At 61.7% G+C, this 14,789-nt stretch carries 11 protein-coding genes, 1 tRNA gene and 1 pseudogene; 6 read left to right on the top strand and 7 right to left on the bottom strand.

Going from position 1 to position 14,789, the window contains the following annotated elements:
* Positions 1-173 precede the first annotated feature (173 nt).
* On the bottom strand, positions 174-4,118 hold the full coding sequence (locus ACFSOZ_RS02925; protein ID WP_379093457.1) for a PAS domain S-box protein: 3,945 nt from the start codon (positions 4,116-4,118) through the stop codon (positions 174-176).
* A 249-nt stretch (positions 4,119-4,367) separates the two neighbouring features.
* On the opposite strand from ACFSOZ_RS02925, the gene ACFSOZ_RS02920 reads away from it, so the two are divergent.
* Positions 4,368-4,823 (top strand): phasin, encoded by a 456-nt coding sequence (locus ACFSOZ_RS02920; protein ID WP_379093454.1) that lies wholly within the window; start codon positions 4,368-4,370, stop codon positions 4,821-4,823.
* 348 nt (positions 4,824-5,171) lie between these two features.
* Positions 5,172-5,248 (top strand) — tRNA-His (locus ACFSOZ_RS02915).
* 259 nt (positions 5,249-5,507) lie between these two features.
* Here the strand turns inward: ACFSOZ_RS02915 and ACFSOZ_RS02910 are convergent.
* Together ACFSOZ_RS02910 and rocF are read right to left on the bottom strand one after the other, a co-directional pair.
* Positions 5,508-6,563, bottom strand: coding sequence for an ornithine cyclodeaminase (locus ACFSOZ_RS02910; RefSeq protein ID WP_379093451.1), 1,056 nt, complete (start codon positions 6,561-6,563; stop codon positions 5,508-5,510).
* A 2-nt stretch (positions 6,564-6,565) separates the two neighbouring features.
* Entirely contained in the window at positions 6,566-7,498 is a 933-nt protein-coding gene (rocF, locus tag ACFSOZ_RS02905; protein ID WP_379093448.1) for an arginase, read from the bottom strand.
* Between the two features lie 136 nt (positions 7,499-7,634).
* Between rocF and ACFSOZ_RS02900 the strand changes: the two genes are divergently transcribed.
* Positions 7,635-8,075 (top strand): Lrp/AsnC family transcriptional regulator, encoded by a 441-nt coding sequence (locus ACFSOZ_RS02900; protein WP_379093445.1) that lies wholly within the window; start codon positions 7,635-7,637, stop codon positions 8,073-8,075.
* Between the two features lie 78 nt (positions 8,076-8,153).
* Here ACFSOZ_RS02900 and ACFSOZ_RS02895 read toward each other — a convergent pair whose 3' ends face one another.
* Together ACFSOZ_RS02895 and ACFSOZ_RS02890 are read right to left on the bottom strand one after the other, a co-directional pair.
* Positions 8,154-8,564, bottom strand: coding sequence for an SMP-30/gluconolactonase/LRE family protein (locus ACFSOZ_RS02895; RefSeq protein ID WP_379093855.1), 411 nt, complete (start codon positions 8,562-8,564; stop codon positions 8,154-8,156).
* A 216-nt stretch (positions 8,565-8,780) separates the two neighbouring features.
* Positions 8,781-9,068: a hypothetical protein gene (locus ACFSOZ_RS02890; RefSeq protein ID WP_379093442.1), complete on the bottom strand. Its 288-nt coding sequence runs from the start codon at positions 9,066-9,068 to the stop codon at positions 8,781-8,783.
* Positions 9,069-9,589: 521 nt separating this feature from the next.
* Between ACFSOZ_RS02890 and ACFSOZ_RS02885 the strand changes: the two genes are divergently transcribed.
* Complete coding sequence (locus tag ACFSOZ_RS02885) at positions 9,590-9,871, top strand: hypothetical protein (protein WP_379093439.1); 282 nt, start codon at positions 9,590-9,592, stop codon at positions 9,869-9,871.
* A gap of 50 nt (positions 9,872-9,921) precedes the next feature.
* Here the strand turns inward: ACFSOZ_RS02885 and ACFSOZ_RS02880 are convergent, their stop codons facing one another.
* Positions 9,922-10,326 (bottom strand): MAPEG family protein, encoded by a 405-nt coding sequence (locus ACFSOZ_RS02880; protein WP_379093436.1) that lies wholly within the window; start codon positions 10,324-10,326, stop codon positions 9,922-9,924.
* Between the two features lie 618 nt (positions 10,327-10,944).
* On the opposite strand from ACFSOZ_RS02880, the gene ACFSOZ_RS02875 reads away from it, so the two are divergent.
* Both ACFSOZ_RS02875 and ACFSOZ_RS02870 read left to right on the top strand, forming a co-directional pair.
* Positions 10,945-12,336 (top strand): FAD-binding oxidoreductase, encoded by a 1,392-nt coding sequence (locus ACFSOZ_RS02875; protein WP_379093434.1) that lies wholly within the window; start codon positions 10,945-10,947, stop codon positions 12,334-12,336.
* Between the two features lie 231 nt (positions 12,337-12,567).
* Positions 12,568-12,734 (top strand): annotated as a pseudogene (locus tag ACFSOZ_RS02870) (magnesium chelatase subunit ChlI family protein); the annotation flags it as partial.
* Here ACFSOZ_RS02870 and ACFSOZ_RS02865 read toward each other — a convergent pair.
* Positions 12,727-14,571: a BTAD domain-containing putative transcriptional regulator gene (locus tag ACFSOZ_RS02865; protein ID WP_379093431.1), complete on the bottom strand. Its 1,845-nt coding sequence runs from the start codon at positions 14,569-14,571 to the stop codon at positions 12,727-12,729. The pseudogene ACFSOZ_RS02870 and the gene ACFSOZ_RS02865 sit on opposite strands and share 8 nt — an antisense overlap.
* Between the last annotated feature and the right edge of the window lie 218 nt (positions 14,572-14,789).

The raw sequence follows: 14,789 nt of genomic DNA, 5'->3' as shown, positions 1-14,789 counted from the left end.
AGGAGTTGTTAAGGCCCGGCGTCGATAATCGCACGTAACTTGAGGGAGAAATCCCGTTCCTCAGCCCCCGAGGATCTGAATTCGCTCAAGCCCCGTTGTGACAGCAATCCCATCTCTTAAGGCGTCCTCTTGGGCGCCTTTTCTTTGCCGGCTCGAGCTTTCCTGGAATTGCTCTATTCCGCGAGCACGCGGGTCGACGGAAACGCGACCTCGACCAGAGTTCCTTCTCCCGGTGTCGAGTTAATGGTGAACCGGGCGCGGTTGGCCTCCACCATCGCCTTGGTCAACGGCAGTCCGAGCCCCGTGCCGTCGCCGCGTCCGCGCTTCAGTGCGTTGATCTGCTTGAACGGCTTCAGCGCCTGTTCGATCTCGGCCTGGCTCATGCCGATGCCGGTGTCGCGCACCCGCATGACGACGTCGCCCGACGTCTCATAGGCGGTCGAGACGATCACCTGCCCGCCGGCCTGGGTGTAGCGAATGGCATTCGACAGGATGTTGAGCGCGATCTGGCGCACGCTGCGCAGGTCGGCCACCACTTCCGGCAGCCGAGAGGCGAAGCTGGAGCGGATGATGACGCGCTCGCGGTTGGCCTGCGGCTGCATCATCGCCACGGTCTCGGCCAGCGTGTCGTTGAGCGACACCGCCTCGTAGGCCATCTCCTGCTGGCCGGCCTCGATTTTCGAGATGTCGAGCAGGTCGTTGACGAGGTCGAGCACATGGTTGCCCGAGCGGTTGATGTCGCGCAGATAGTCGCGGTAGCGGTCATTGGCCACCGGCCCGAACTTCTCGTCGACCATCAGCTCGGAAAAGCCGATGATGGCATTGAGCGGCGTGCGGATCTCGTGGCTGATGCGGGCGAGGAAATCGGTCTTCTGCGAGGACGCGCGTTCGGCCACCGCGCGTGCCTGGGTGAGGTCTTCTTCGGCCCGCTTCCACTGTGTGATGTCGCGCACGACGGCACAGAAGCCGCTGTCGCTGGGCAGCCTGCCGATGGTCATGAACAACGGGATGAAGCGCCCCTGCGCCTCGCGCCCGATCACCTCGCGGCCGTCATTCATGACGCTCGCCACACCGGGCTCGGACAGTCCGTTGAGATAGTCGCGCGCCGCGCGCTGGCTTTCGATCGCAAACAACGAGGCGAACGGCTTGCCGGTCACTTCGTCGCTGTCGAAGCCGAACAGCGCTTCGGCCGGCCGGCTGATCGAGCGGATGGTGCCGTCACGGCCGATCAGCACGACGCCGTCGGTGGCGGTGTCGATGATGGTGCGCATCTCGGCGATGCGTGCCTTGAGCTCGGGAATGTCGGGCTGCGTCTGGTCGTCGCCAACCACATGCAAAGCCGCCGGCGCGTCATCCTCGCCGGCGCGGCGCACGACCAGCATCAGCGCCTTGCCGTCGCGCCAGGGGACAGAGCGCAAAATGGCCTCGATCGGAAATTCCTGTCCGTCATGCGTCTTCAGCCGCAACGCGCGATCGGCGCCGTCGGAGGCGCCGTCGTCGGCGTAGGGATCGGCAAACAGCGCGCCGAGGCCGCCGGCGTCCGCCAGGTCTTCGAGCGCCTCATAGCCGGTCAGGTTGAGGAATTCCTCATTCGCATAGTGCAACTGGTCGCCGGAATGGATGAGCAGCGGCACCGGCAGCTTGCTGAGAAGCGAGGTATCGGGAGCCTTGTGCTCATCGCCGGCCGAAAAAGCCGACGGCACGAACCCTTCGGCCTTGAGTGGCGGCACTTGCAGGCGTGGGCGCTCGACGCGAGTCCCGGCGGCGTCGGTTGTGCTGGCGGGTTCCTTGGCGGATGCAACCGCCTGCTCGTCAGGTGCGGCGGCGTCCTCGTCGGGCTGCGCCCAATCTTCGCTTTCCTCGGCATCGCGAAAATCGGCAGACGTCATGCTGTCGTCATCGACGGCGTCATGTGTCGCATCAGCGGCGACGGGCTCGGTGCTTTCTTGTTCCGTGGCTACCGATTCGGAAACCGGCGCCTCGTCACTGTTGTCCGCGACAGGGCCGCGTTCGTCATCGCGATCGGCATAGGCGAGCAACGAGCCTGTCGCATTGGGCAGTGCATCGGAGGGCTCCTCATGAGCCACGTCGCCCGGGTGACCGCCGTCAAGCCGCGCCAGATCCGCTTCGTCCTCGGCATCGGTCTCGGATGGCTCGGCCAACGCCGTTTCGGTCTCCGGCTCTGCCGCGGGGATCTCGCCAGCAGGCGTCGGCTCCCCATGCGCGGCAGCAACGCGTGTTGACAGAATCTCGCCGACTGCCGGGGCCTGCGTCGTAGGCACCTCCACCACAGCTTCAGCAGGTGTCTCCGTCGCCTGTTTCCTGGGCTTCTCGGCCTCCGGCGGCTCGGCCGGGGAACTGTCCTTCTTCAGCCGCTCGCCAATCTCACGGAACGCGCTGCGCTCCAGCGTCGACAGGCCCTTGTCGTTGGCTGGCTGGCGATGTTCAGCCAGCCGGATCACCTTGTCGGCAAAGCGCCGCTCCGGTTTCGGCACGATGGTCAGCGCCGGCACCTCGCCCTGGAACGGGTCCGACGCCTTCGGTTCCTCGGAATTGGATTCTTCGGCCTTCGGCTGTTCGGGCGCGGCTTCTATGGCTTGCGGCTCCTGCACCGCCGGCGCCTCGCCGTTGGGTACCAGCGCCATGCCGATTGCTTCCGGATCGACGACCGCATCACTGGCGCGGGCAACGCCAAAGCCACGGAAGCCTTCAAAGGCGCGGCTGCGGCCATAGACGGGTAGTGCCGCCAGGTCGACAGGGGTCTTCAGATCGGTGCCGGCGATCGGCCACAGCACGGAGCGGCCGGACCAGGTGTCGCGCCGCTCCAGCAGGCCTGCGATCTCGCCGGAGGGGTCGAGGCCGAAGGTGGCCGCGACATCCCTGAAGCGCCGGCCGATCACATCGGCCGCCGGCTTGCCGACGATGTCCGCGAATTCCGCGGACAGCGCGCTGAACTTGCCCTCGGCATCGGTGCGCCAGACGAAGCGCAGTGGCGCCGCCGTGCGGTCGATCGATCGCGCGACCGGGTGTTCGACGGGGACGGCGGCCTTGGTATCGTGCTGCGTCGGATCTTCCGCCGCACCCTCCGCGACGGCGGCAGGGAGTTCGACAGGCTCGGCTGCAGCGGGCCGGCCAGTCTGTTGCGCATCCTCCTCGCCGGCGTGGAAGTACCAGTGATCGTGCTGCACCGGCGTACCGCCGGTAGTCCCCGGGTCGCTATGCGCCGTCTGCGCGCGCTGCCCGGTTGTGTCGGCATTCTCAGGCGCTGCCGGCATCGAAATGGTCTCGGCGGCTTCCGCAACGCCTGGTTCGTCCACGGCCGGGAGTTCGACGTCGATTGCCGGTCTGTTGTCCTGGTCCGGTTCCGGCTGGGCAATCATGCTTTCCGCAACTGCTGTTTCTACCCGTGCCGGCGCCTGCGCTTCCACGAAGCTGTCATCGGCAGGGGCCGAGTCGTCGAGTTGGTCCTCGTCGATCACCACCAGCAGATGCCGTTCCTCGGTCAATCTTGCCAACCCTGCCGGATAGGAGGCTGTGCCGCCGGGGACGAGGCGCTTGACGATGCGGTCGCTCTCGGCTGCGACGTCGGCGACCAGCGCCGCCAGCGTCTCCGGCAAGATGCCCAGTGCCGAGAATCCTTCCGAGGCCGCCTCGATGTTACCGCTGGCATCGACAAACGCGATGAAATGGCCGTCTTCGGTAAGGCCGCTGATGGCGCGAGCGGCGATTTCGCCGGCACTGCGCGAGCCCGTCTGCGCCGCGGGAACTGCCAGCATGATGGCTTTTTCGGCGTCAGGCATGCTCACGGCACTTGCCAGGAAGCCGACGGCGCGGCTGGTCATGCCGGTTGCCAGCCGCACCGTGATGGCGCGGTCGCGGCCGATCTCGGGAAAACCGCTGGTCGCCATGATCTGGCGTCTGGCGATCAAGGGCAGTTGCGCCGAAGCGCCGATGATGGCCTCGATGTCGGGATAACCGAACACGGCGGCTCCCGGCCCATTGGCCCAGATCACCTGCTCCAGATCCGCCGACAGGATCGCGATCGCGTCGCCGGCGGCAAAGCGCTGGCGGACTGCGTCGAGCACGGCGACGTCGAGGAAGGAATATTCGGACGGCATGCGCTTGGCGAACCCTCACGGAGCGGCGATTTTGCAGTTAACGCTTTGTTAATAAAAGCCGGCGGCGCGAAGGTCCACAAGCCAGAACGTGCAAAGGCTGGATTCTGGCCTCTTGGTTAACGGCCCGAAAGAAATTTATGGTGCACCGCAACAAAGATGTTGCAATGCACAAAATTTGCCTTTATATTGCCATCATACATGAACGAGACGGCTTTCTGTCAAAGCCGCTGACGCTGAAAAGGATGGAAAATGTCCAGGACCAAAACTGACACGATCGAAAACGTTGAGTTCCCGAGCTTCGACGCTTCCAAGGCCACCGACCAGATGCGCGCTTTCGCCGAAAAGGGCGTCGAGCAGTCGAAGGAAGCCTATGCCAAGCTGAAGACCGGTGCCGAGGAGACCCAGAAGGCTCTGGAGTCGACCTACGAGACCGCCAAGACCGTTTCCAGCGACCTGTCGCTCAAGACCATCTCCGCTCTCCGCGCCAATGCCGAGGCCGGCTTTTCGCATCTCGAAGCCCTGATCGGCGCCAAGTCGCTGTCGGAAGTCATCGAGCTGCAGACTTCTTTCCTGCGCAAGCGCGTCGAGACGACCGTCGAGCAGGCCAGGGACTTCCAGGCCGTCGCCACCAAGGCAGCCGAGGACGTCTCCAAGCCGATCAAGACCGCCTTCGAGAAGGCGATGAAGGAAATCAAGGTTGCCTAACATTTACGCATGATCTGAAGATGCAACAAAAGGTCGCATTTTCTTAAAAACGATCAGGCATATGATGGTAGCCATCAAGGAATACCCGGTGGGCGGAACCTCCTCCCTCTGCTCCCCGGGGTGACCAGCCAGCACCTCCTCCCGCTGGCTCGTAACAGGAAAAGGCCGGCACCTCCTCCCGCCGGCCTTTTTCTTTGCCCGGTGAAAAGTCGATGGCGTTGTGGGGAAGCGATCTTTGCCTAGCAAAAGTCTTGAATTAAGATCCATTAGCCCGTAAGGACGCATCGCCGAACGACAGAGCTGGCCATGGAGAGTGAACTTTCCACTTTGGTCCGGCTCGGTAAACGTGCCGTTGTAGCTCAGATGGTTAGAGCGCCGGATTGTGGATCCGGAGGTCGCTGGTTCGATCCCAGCCAACGGTACCATCGGTTTATCGCTTAAGTTATTGATTTTACATCACAAATTTCAAAACAGCAACACGTCGCGGTCGCTTGCATAAAGCGTCGCCTGGGCGAAGGATTGTAATGTGGATGAACGTTGGGACGTGCCGGCCTTCGACTGGCATCAGTGTTGAACCGTTGGCTTGGCACCGCACGGGGTAGCCGACGGATCCCTTGGGACACCGTTGAACAAGGGCGTCGACCTATCCTGCGAGGACCGTCGCCGGTGTATCCGCGATCTTCCTCAAGCTGCCGGCTGCATGGCCGCCCTCAGCAGCATGCCAAATAGGTCGCGTGGCTCATCCGGATCGGCGAGCAAGTCAAGTTCCTCATAGAGGCCGGTCGCTTGCAACTGGTCACGCACATAGCGCAGCGCTGAAAAATCCTCGATCGCGAAGCCGACTGAATCGAACAGCGTGATCTGCTTGGCGTCTCGGCGACCTTGGGCCTTGGCGGCGATCACTTGCCAGAGCTCGGTCACAGGATGGTTGGGATCCAGCTGTTGAATCTCGCCCTCGATGCGTGTCTGCGGCGGGAACTCGACGAAAATGTCGGAGCGCAGCAGGATGTCCTTGTGCAGTTCCGTCTTGCCGGGGCAATCGCCGCCGACGGCGTTGATGTGGACGCCGGAGCCGACCATGTTGTCGGTGAGAATGGTGGCGCACTGCTTGTCGGCGGTAACGGTCGTGATGATCCCGGCACCTTCGACCGCTTCCTGCCCGGTCCCGCAGATGGTGATGTCGAATCCCATGCCAGCGAGGTTCTTCGCGCATTTCAGCGATGCTGACCGGTCGATGTCATAGAGCCTGAGCCGGTCGATGCCGGTCAGCGCCTTGAAGGCGATCGCCTGGAATTCCGACTGGGCGCCATTGCCGATGATCGCCATGGTGCGCGCGCCGCTCGGTGCCAGATACTTGGCCGCGACAGCGGACGTGGCGGCGGTGCGCAGCGCCGTCAGGATAGTCATCTCCGTGAGCAGCATCGGGTAGCCGCTGCCGACATCGGCGAGCACGCCAAAGGCGGTGACCGTCTGCAAACCCTGGCGCATGTTCTTCGGATGGCCGTTGACATATTTGAAGCCATAGAGGCGCCCGTCGCTGGTCGGCATCAGTTCGATGACGCCGTCATGGCTGTGCGAGGCGATGCGCGGCGTCTTGTCGAACAGGTCCCAGCGGCGGAAGTCATCCTCGATGTAGCCGGCGAGTTCAGTCAGGAAGCGTTCGACACTGATGACATTCACAAGCTTCATCATGCGGTCGACACTGACAAAGGGGACGATGTTCAACTTTGCGGTGGTCATGATCAAAAGCTCCCGGAATGGCTGCGCGTGGGGCGGTCCATGATGCGGCGGCCCATCAGGCTCGCCGTCAGGTCGACCATCAGAGTCGCGGTACGGCCACGCTCGTCAAGAAAAGGGTTCAACTCGACCAGGTCCAGGCTGGAGACGAGGCCGCTGTCGGACAGCATCTCCATCACCAGATGCGCCTCGCGGAACGTCGCGCCGCCGGGAACCGTGGTGCCGACTGCCGGCGCAATGGACGGGTCGAGGAAGTCGACATCGAGACTGACATGCAGCAGCCCATCTTCATCAGACACACGCGCCAGGAAAGCGCGCAGCAGCGGCGCAATGCCATGCTCGTCGATCGCTCGCATGTCGTGCACGGTCACGCCCGCCTGGTTGAGCGCGCTGCGTTCGGCCGGGTCGACACTGCGCAGGCCCATGGTGCAGATACGCGTCGGATCGACCGCCGCCGGCAGGTCCGGAAAATAGCCACTAAAACCTGGCTGGCCGCTGGCGTAAGCGAGGGGAACGCCGTGTAGATTGCCGCTGGCGGTGGTGTCGAGCGTGTGGAAATCCGGATGCGCGTCGAGCCACAGCACGAACAGCGGGCGCCCGGTCTCGGCAGCGCGGCGGGCGAGGCCCGACACAGTCCCGGCCGAGATCGAATGGTCGCCGCCGAGAAAGATCGGCATGGCGTCCTCGCTTGCTGCGTAGGCGGCCGCGGCAATGGCGGATGTCCAGGCGGATACCTCGGGCAGCGCCTTCAGCGCCAGGTTGCCGTGCAAAATGCGCCTAGCCGGCATTGCCTGGACGGCGCCCATATCCTCAACGGCGTGGCCGAGACCGGACAGCACGTCTGCAAGTCCGGCGGTCCTCAGGGCGCTTGGCCCCATCTCACATCCCATTCTGCCGGCGCCGTCCTGCACCGGCGCCCCGACGATTCTGCAACGCATTGTTTTTCCTGCGGCCAAAGTTCGAATGACAGCGAGAAGATCATGGCGTGTCGGCGATATGAACAGGGAGAATTGGCAATCCGAAAAGCATTGTTTATCGTAATGGCAGCAGAATTGATCAAAATGGTAACCTATTGTGGATGCGCTGGACGAACGGCTCGTGACCTTGCTTCGGCATGACGCGCGGCGCAGCGTGTCGGATCTCGCCGTCGATCTCGGCGTCTCGCGCGCCACGGTCAGGGCACGTATGGAGCGGCTGGAGCGGTCCGGCGACATCATCGGCTACACGGTAGTGCTGCGCGCTGACGCCGTTGATCAGCGCATCCGCGGTATCATGCTCATTGAGATAGAAGGCCACGCCGCCGATCGCGTGGTTCGGGCACTTGGCGGTTTCCCGGAAGTCTCGACCATCCATACCACCAATGGCCGCTGGGATCTGGTGGTCGAACTCGGCACTACCTCGCTGACTGATTTCGATGCAGTGCTTCGGCGTATCCGGCTCATAGCCGGCATAACGGGTAGCGAAACCAGTCTACTCTTGGCGACGCCACGTACGACACGAGCGCGACTGACCTAAAGGACCGACGGCTAAGTCGACGTGGTGTCGGTATGCGTGCGGCAGCCTTCAGCCCACGTGCACAACAATCCAAACCCGTCACCTGCGTCTAGAGCGCAATGACGGATTCGGCAGTCCAGGAGTATCGACTGGCCGCATGAAGACTGCGCCACCCACATCGTTTGCCTTGGTCGCCTCCGTCGTGCTGCTGTTCCAACCCGTCGTGACATACAGCGTCTTCAGTTCTGACCCACCGAAACAGAGGCTTGTAGCGAAAGTGGCCGGCAAATAGAGCGATCTTCGCAGCGTCCCCCTGGCGTCAATGCATACGACTTTGCCGCCGCCATAGAGTGCGGACCAGACATTGCCGGCGCTATCAACCGTGAGGCCGTCTGGCATTCCGTCATTGCTTGCAAAGGTGAAGAAGACCCGCCGGCCGTATAGCATTCCGTTCTCGTTGAGATCGTAAGAAAGGATGCGATGACCGACCGTATCGCTTGCGCCAAATATCGCGTTTCAGATCGTACTCGGACACCTGAAGAACGCCGAAATCGACGAGGAAGATGAAGGCGGATCAGTCAGCGACATCGTAGAGGGCAGCTTCGGCCGCCCTTCCCGACGTTGATGGCAACGGATGACCTCCGGCGCGCGCTCGCCACAGTGGCGACGAGTCCTACACCATACCGCAGTCGATCGACGCGACGGGTGCCAAGGGCTGACCCGACTCTATGTTCCCTTCACGATTCTCGGTTTAGTCGGTCGGCGGGATTGAGCCGCGCTCTCGAGGGCCAAGGCCAACCGCATCTCGTCTTCGATGGCGCGATCGACTGCCTCAATTTCCTCTTGGAGCGCCTTCAGTTCGGCTCCGTAGCTGGAGCCGTCGCTATCCCCGATCTGAAAGCCACTTGCCCGCATTGCGTCGCGGGTATGGTGCACGTTACGGACTCCTTCGCGTCGAGTCGCGACCAGGATTTCCCTGAACTCTCCAAGACGTTCAACGTGACTGCGAGTCATTGCGTTCTCCTATTTCGTCGTCATCGTCGCCTACGGCGATTCAGAACGGCTAAAACTCACGGCGCAGTAGGTCTAAATGACTACAGGAGATTCTCTCGACAAAGCATGAGTGCGGAAGCTCAAATTTGAACGTCTTGCAATAACGTGAGCGCGGCAGGCGGAAATTGGCTTGGGACCCGACCGATCACCCACCTGGTGCTAGGCTCTTCGGCCGAGCGCGTCTGCTGCTCGGCGCTTGTTGGAGGCGCAAAAGCAGACCTGCCCGATGTTTCATGCGCGAACGCCTGAGATGCGAGCGCCGCCATTAACCATCGATTAACTATCCGGTCGCCTTTGATTCAATTTTGCAGCATACTGATTTGGGTAGCGAGGCTGCTCAAGGAGACTGGAACAAGAGGGTAATTCTCCTGTTCGCGCACGTGCCACTTTCACTCGCGACAAGTCGAAATTGAAAAAGAAGCGACGGAACACCGTCGTCTCATGGGGAGGCGCCAGCATCATGTTTGATGAGGAGCGCCAGAATGAAGATCGAAGATGCAGTTGTGGCGGTGACGTCAGAAGCGAGCACGCTCACATCTTGCCTCGGCCAGCCCGTTGTCGCCTACCACGTCACGGCGATCATGAGAGAGGCAGACCTGGCACACGCCCGCGAGATGCAACTCGCGCTGGTGCGACGAAGCATCGAAGCCCTTGTGGATGACGGCCTGGAAGGCGTCGCCGCCGAACATTTTGCATCCCAGTTCGACGGCCGCATCGGCTTGACCTGGAGACTCCTGCACGCATCCGACGGCGTGGCGCATTGATCAAGACCAGAGCGGTCTTGGTCGCCGTGGTTCTGAAGTCGCGGCACTCTTCACATCAACAGCATCCAGGACCAATACGCACCGATCACCATTTGCACGGCGAACGCGGTGAATCTGAGACTGACCGCGAGCTGGGTCGTGGAGACGAGGTGGATCATCGACTGCACTATCCGTGCGCCTAGCAACGTGTAGGCCAGGGGATTCGTGACATCAGTTTTTGCAACAATGATCGCGACGCCTAGCAGACCTCCGAAGATTGGAAGCCCTTCAATGCAGTTGGCGTGGGCGCGGGCCAACCTCTGCATGAAGGGGGTGAGTGCTGCGTTATCTGGCGTGAAGCCGTTTGCCGCGACTTGCCCAGAGATCACCAGGTAGGTCCGGATGACTTCCATCACGATCAGCAGGGCCAGTGCCCACGAGATGAATCCAGTCAATGCATAAGCACTCGCCGACATGTGCCGTCCCCGTTGTTCGCCCTTTGGTTCATTGTAAAGGATCAAGTGGTCTTGGTGCTAATCGACGAGGAGGGCGGCCTTGAGCCGTAAACAGATCGGCAGCTTTCGAGTATCCAGTTAGCAAAAGCAGCCATTCAACTCACGCGCCGGATGTCTAACCCGCCGCTCGATCACAATGCGATCATGACCCCTAATGCGCAACACCGGTAGCTGACCCTATCTAATGACTTCCGTTTTCCACCAAGCATGGCCGTGCACGACTGCTCAAATGCTCAAATGGTGGCCCAGACCGGAACCGGGGCCGCCACCGTGTTCAGATTTCAGTTCCCTCTGCGAGGGTCGCATCTTCGATGTCCACGCCGAGGTATCGAACGGTGTTTCAATCTTGGTGTGTGCTTTGCGTGATCACACTCAAGGAAGCTCCAAGAAACACCCTACGCTCAACGACTGGATACCGAAGACCGCGCGAGGCCGCGCACGAGATACAGCGGCGCGTCTGCGACGGCATCGCCACTGATCGGATCGAGGGTGTTTTCGGCATCACAAGCCCGCCAGCTGGTGTTATGCTACCTTTCGCCCCGAGGCTTGAGCTTAGGCGATGAGGTTGAGGAGGAGGATATGGCAGCGACGGAGCTTCAAAACCGCAGTGGTATGTCGATTGGCGCCGATCTTGTCGATGAGTTCGCTTCCGGGTTGGCTGGACGCTTGATCCGGCCCGCTGATGCCGACTACGACGAGGCACGCCGTATTTGGAACGCGGCGATCGACCGACACCCGGGAGTGATCGCACGCTGCCTCGGTGTCGCCGACGTAATCCACGCGGTGAAATTCGCTTCTAGAAACGACCTTCTGGTCGCGGTGCGTGGGGGCGGTCACAATGTCGCCGGGCGGGCGCTATGCGACAACGGCATCGTCATCGACCTCTCCGCCATGCGTGGCGTGCTGGTTGATCCCAAGACGCGGACTGTGCGGGTGCAGGGCGGCTCCACGCTAGGTGACCTCGATCGCGAGACGCATCTGCATGGGCTTGCGGTGCCGGTCGGCGTCGTCTCGAAGACCGGCGTTGCCGGTCTGACACTCGGCGGCGGCGTAGGCTGGCTGGTCCGCAGGCACGGACTGAGTTGCGACAATGTGATCTCGTTTGAGCTGGTGACGGCGGAGGGACGCCTGCTGACGGCCAACGCGGAAGAACACCCCGACCTCTTCTGGGCCTTGCGCGGCGGAGGCGGCAATTTCGGCATCGTCACCTGCTTCACCTTCCGGGCGCAGCAAATATCGTCGGTGCTTGGCGGCTTGATTGTTCACGCCCGCGACAAGTCCGGCGAGGTGTTGCGCTTCTATCGCGACTTCATGGCCACGGCACCGGAGGAACTGACTGCCTACGCGGCCATGCTGACGACGCCGGACGGCATACCGGCGGTCGGCATAATCTCATGCTGGTGCGGCGACGGGGAAGAAGGCGCACGTGTGCTGGCGCCGCTGCGAGCCTTCGGTCCGCCGCTGCTCGACGCCATCCAGCCGATGCCCTTCCCGTCGATGCAGAAGCTGCTGGACGGCGCTTTCCCGAACGGCACTCACAATTACTGGAAGGCGAGCTTCGTTCCGCAGCTTACCGATACGATCATCGACCTGCTTGTCGAGCATGGAAATCGGATGGAGTCGCCTCTTTCGGCCTGCATCGTGGAGTTCTACGGCGGCGCGCCAGGCCGGATCAGTCGCGCGGACTCCGCCTTCGTCCAGCGGAACGCAGAATACAACATCGGGATGACTGCACAGTGGACGGATCCGGCCGAAAGTGAAAGGCATATTGCCTGGGTGCGGGCCATGTATGATGCGTTCGAGCCGCATTCGAGCGGCATGCACCTTCTGAACTTTCAGAGCGAGCCCGCGGACCAAATGATCCGCGCCTCCTTCGGCGACAACTACAGTCGGCTTGCCCAGGTAAAGCGGAAATATGACCCGACTAACTTTTTTAGCGTCAACCAAAACATCTCGGCCGCGACACACTAGGCGCCCCCTCGACAAAAAACCGAGGAGCTTATCGACGCGTTCCCTTGGGGTGGTCAGCGTGAATGGCATGGCGCATTGCCGCCCGGCAGCCTGAGGCCGAAGCCGGTCGGTCCGCTTCCAGTCGCATGGGTCAGGAAAGCAGCCGTTCTTTTCGAGACCCGGTGTCAACATTGCCGGCTGCCAGATGCCTTACCGAAAGCTTTCGCCTGAGCGACTATGCGAAGGTCGCATGATGCAGTCGGCCGGTCGCTGTTCAAGGACGCCAGTGAAAAGCTCAGCGTTTCGGCGCGGGCTTACCACCGGGTGCTGAAGTGGCTCGGACGCTGGCCGATCTCGACGCTAGCGAAACCGTCGGCCGCATCCATCTCGATCTGTCTCTTCGTGATCGCATCAGGAGCTCGGAAGGCCGGCTCTCGACAGCATTTCAAGGAATCTCGCGTGATGATGATCCCTCACATAGCGTGGCACAAAGCCGGGGCAAACATTATCCAGGTTGAGATGTGGAAGTTGTGACAGGCAATGATGGATGGCCCGTGACGCTTCGTCGTTGTTTCCAGTTGCCGCGGCGGCCGCAGCCCAATAAAGGGCGCCGCGAACGAATCCCGGCTTTGTCCTGACCACCCTGCGGGCGACTTCGAGCGCCCGCCGATCGTCTCCGCTGGCGAACAGTGCAACAACCAAGGCATGGTGTCGCCAGAAGTCGATGACGTCATGCGTTCCGAGCCGGATTGCCTCGTTGGCCTCACGCACTGCTTCGCTGACCTGTCCGCGCAACGCAAAGAGCATCGAAATGTCGCCGTGGCCGGTCGGATAGCTTGGGTTGAGGCCGATCGCATGTTGGCATTCGGCGATCGCCTCGTCGATGCGGCCGGAACTTTCGAGAGCGAATGACAGGATGCATCGGGCAATTTCGTCGTCAGGTACTGCCCGTACCGCTGCTTCCGCAAGCTCGACCGCACGCTCGATCTGCCCCGGCTCCCGGGGCAGCGAGCCAAACGCCACGCCCATGGAAATTATGATCGAGAGCGTCCGCTTCGCACGAGCGTTGTCGGGACCTATCGAGACAGCCTTCTCGGCAAGCTCTATCCCGATCAACAGCGAGTCCCGGGTCATCTCAAAATACTTCATGAGAGCCTCGTTCACCAACCTGCGCACTTCAGGAGGACCAGGCGGGCTCTTGTCGCGGACTTTCCAATTGGTCAGTTGAAGATCGAGGATCACTGCCAGGACAACAGACTGTGCGATCCTGTCCTGGAATTCGAGCGCGTTCTCGGAGTGGCCGTCGAACTTCTGGGCCCAGACGTTGTGGCCGCCGGCGGCATCGACAAGCTGGACGTTCACCCTCAGCCCATTGCCCGATCTCTGGACGCTGCCGCTAAGCACATATCGCGCCCGGAGCATTCCTGGCGTTTTGGTTTCTTCGGCAGGGCCGTTCTTCTCCACGGCTGTATGCGCAGAGAGCACGACATAGTCGGCTACCTCGGAGAGGGCCGTGGTGATGTCCTGGACGAGTCCCTTGGCGAAAAAGTCGTCGCCCTGCTTTCCGGTCAGATTGATGAAGTCGGCAACGCTGATGGATGGGCGCCCGAGGCGCTGGCTGGCTGGAACAGTATTTGCCGACTGCATATTTGACGCCGTGTTGGCGGCAGACAGCACGGATTGCCAAAGCGCTCGCGTCTGCGGGCCGACGTCGACGCCGAACTCCTTCTTCAGCATGCTTCTGCAAGCCTCGTATGTCCTGATCGCCCTGTCGCGTTGGCCACATGCGAGGAGCAATTCCATCTTGAGTCGATAGGATTCTTCCCGCGTCGGTTCCATGGCCAGAACGCGATCGGCCAGGATGACCCCGGCTTCCGCGTCGACGAGACGAGCCAATTTTTCGAAGGCCTCAAGTGCGCGGCTCAGCAGCCTGTCGCGTTCGGATGCGACCCAGTCATCGAACCCATTGCTTCCCAGATAAAGCCCGTCGAGGAATGGCCCGGTATAGTTCGCCAGAGCCTTTTCGAGTTCCGGCACGGAACGGGCCGGGAGGCCTGCTTCGAACTCCTCCACGTCGACCCGAACCGCGTCCGGCGCAAGGCCGATCAATTCCCCGCGGGAATGGATGAGATCCACACCTGCTTGCGACAGATCCCGGCGCAAGACGCTGAGGGTTTGCCGCAGGCTATTGCGCGAGTGTTCGCTATCGCTGTCACCCCAAAACAGATCAGCCAGTCTCTCCCGTGTCGCCACCATGCCCGGACACCGGGCCAGATAAGCAACGATCGCGGGACCCCGTTTCCCTGTCAGCCGGAGCGGATCCGCCTTTTCATTTTCGATCCGGAAACCACCGAAGAGCGAGATTCTATTTGTAGCGCTGCTATTCTTATCTTGCATTTGCTCTCCCAGCCTGACGAAATTCTAACTCAAAACTAACGCTTCGCAAACTGTAGCGCCCCGCCCTCAAGCGCTGT

This window comes from Mesorhizobium newzealandense (assembly GCF_042682145.1).
GTDB classification, from domain to species: Bacteria; Pseudomonadota; Alphaproteobacteria; order Rhizobiales; family Rhizobiaceae; genus Mesorhizobium; species Mesorhizobium newzealandense.
The sequence above is the reverse complement of the archived record's forward strand: the minus strand, read 5'-3'. Positions and strand labels throughout refer to the sequence as shown.

Bases quoted from the DNA above. Each gene is read 5' to 3' on its own strand.
- ACFSOZ_RS02875 (WP_379093434.1), top strand. From the start codon at position 10,945: ATGGCAGCGACGGAGCTTCAAAACCGCAGTGGTATGTCGATTGGCGCC.
- ACFSOZ_RS02890 (WP_379093442.1), bottom strand. From the start codon at position 9,068: ATGACTCGCAGTCACGTTGAACGTCTTGGAGAGTTCAGGGAAATCCTG.
- ACFSOZ_RS02880 (WP_379093436.1), bottom strand. From the start codon at position 10,326: ATGTCGGCGAGTGCTTATGCATTGACTGGATTCATCTCGTGGGCACTG.
- ACFSOZ_RS02910 (WP_379093451.1), bottom strand. From the start codon at position 6,563: ATGACCACCGCAAAGTTGAACATCGTCCCCTTTGTCAGTGTCGACCGC.
- ACFSOZ_RS02920 (WP_379093454.1), top strand. From the start codon at position 4,368: ATGTCCAGGACCAAAACTGACACGATCGAAAACGTTGAGTTCCCGAGC.
- ACFSOZ_RS02865 (WP_379093431.1), bottom strand. From the start codon at position 14,571: ATGGTGGCGACACGGGAGAGACTGGCTGATCTGTTTTGGGGTGACAGC.
- ACFSOZ_RS02885 (WP_379093439.1), top strand. From the start codon at position 9,590: ATGAAGATCGAAGATGCAGTTGTGGCGGTGACGTCAGAAGCGAGCACG.
- ACFSOZ_RS02925 (WP_379093457.1), bottom strand. From the start codon at position 4,118: ATGCCGTCCGAATATTCCTTCCTCGACGTCGCCGTGCTCGACGCAGTC.
- rocF (WP_379093448.1), bottom strand. From the start codon at position 7,498: ATGCGTTGCAGAATCGTCGGGGCGCCGGTGCAGGACGGCGCCGGCAGA.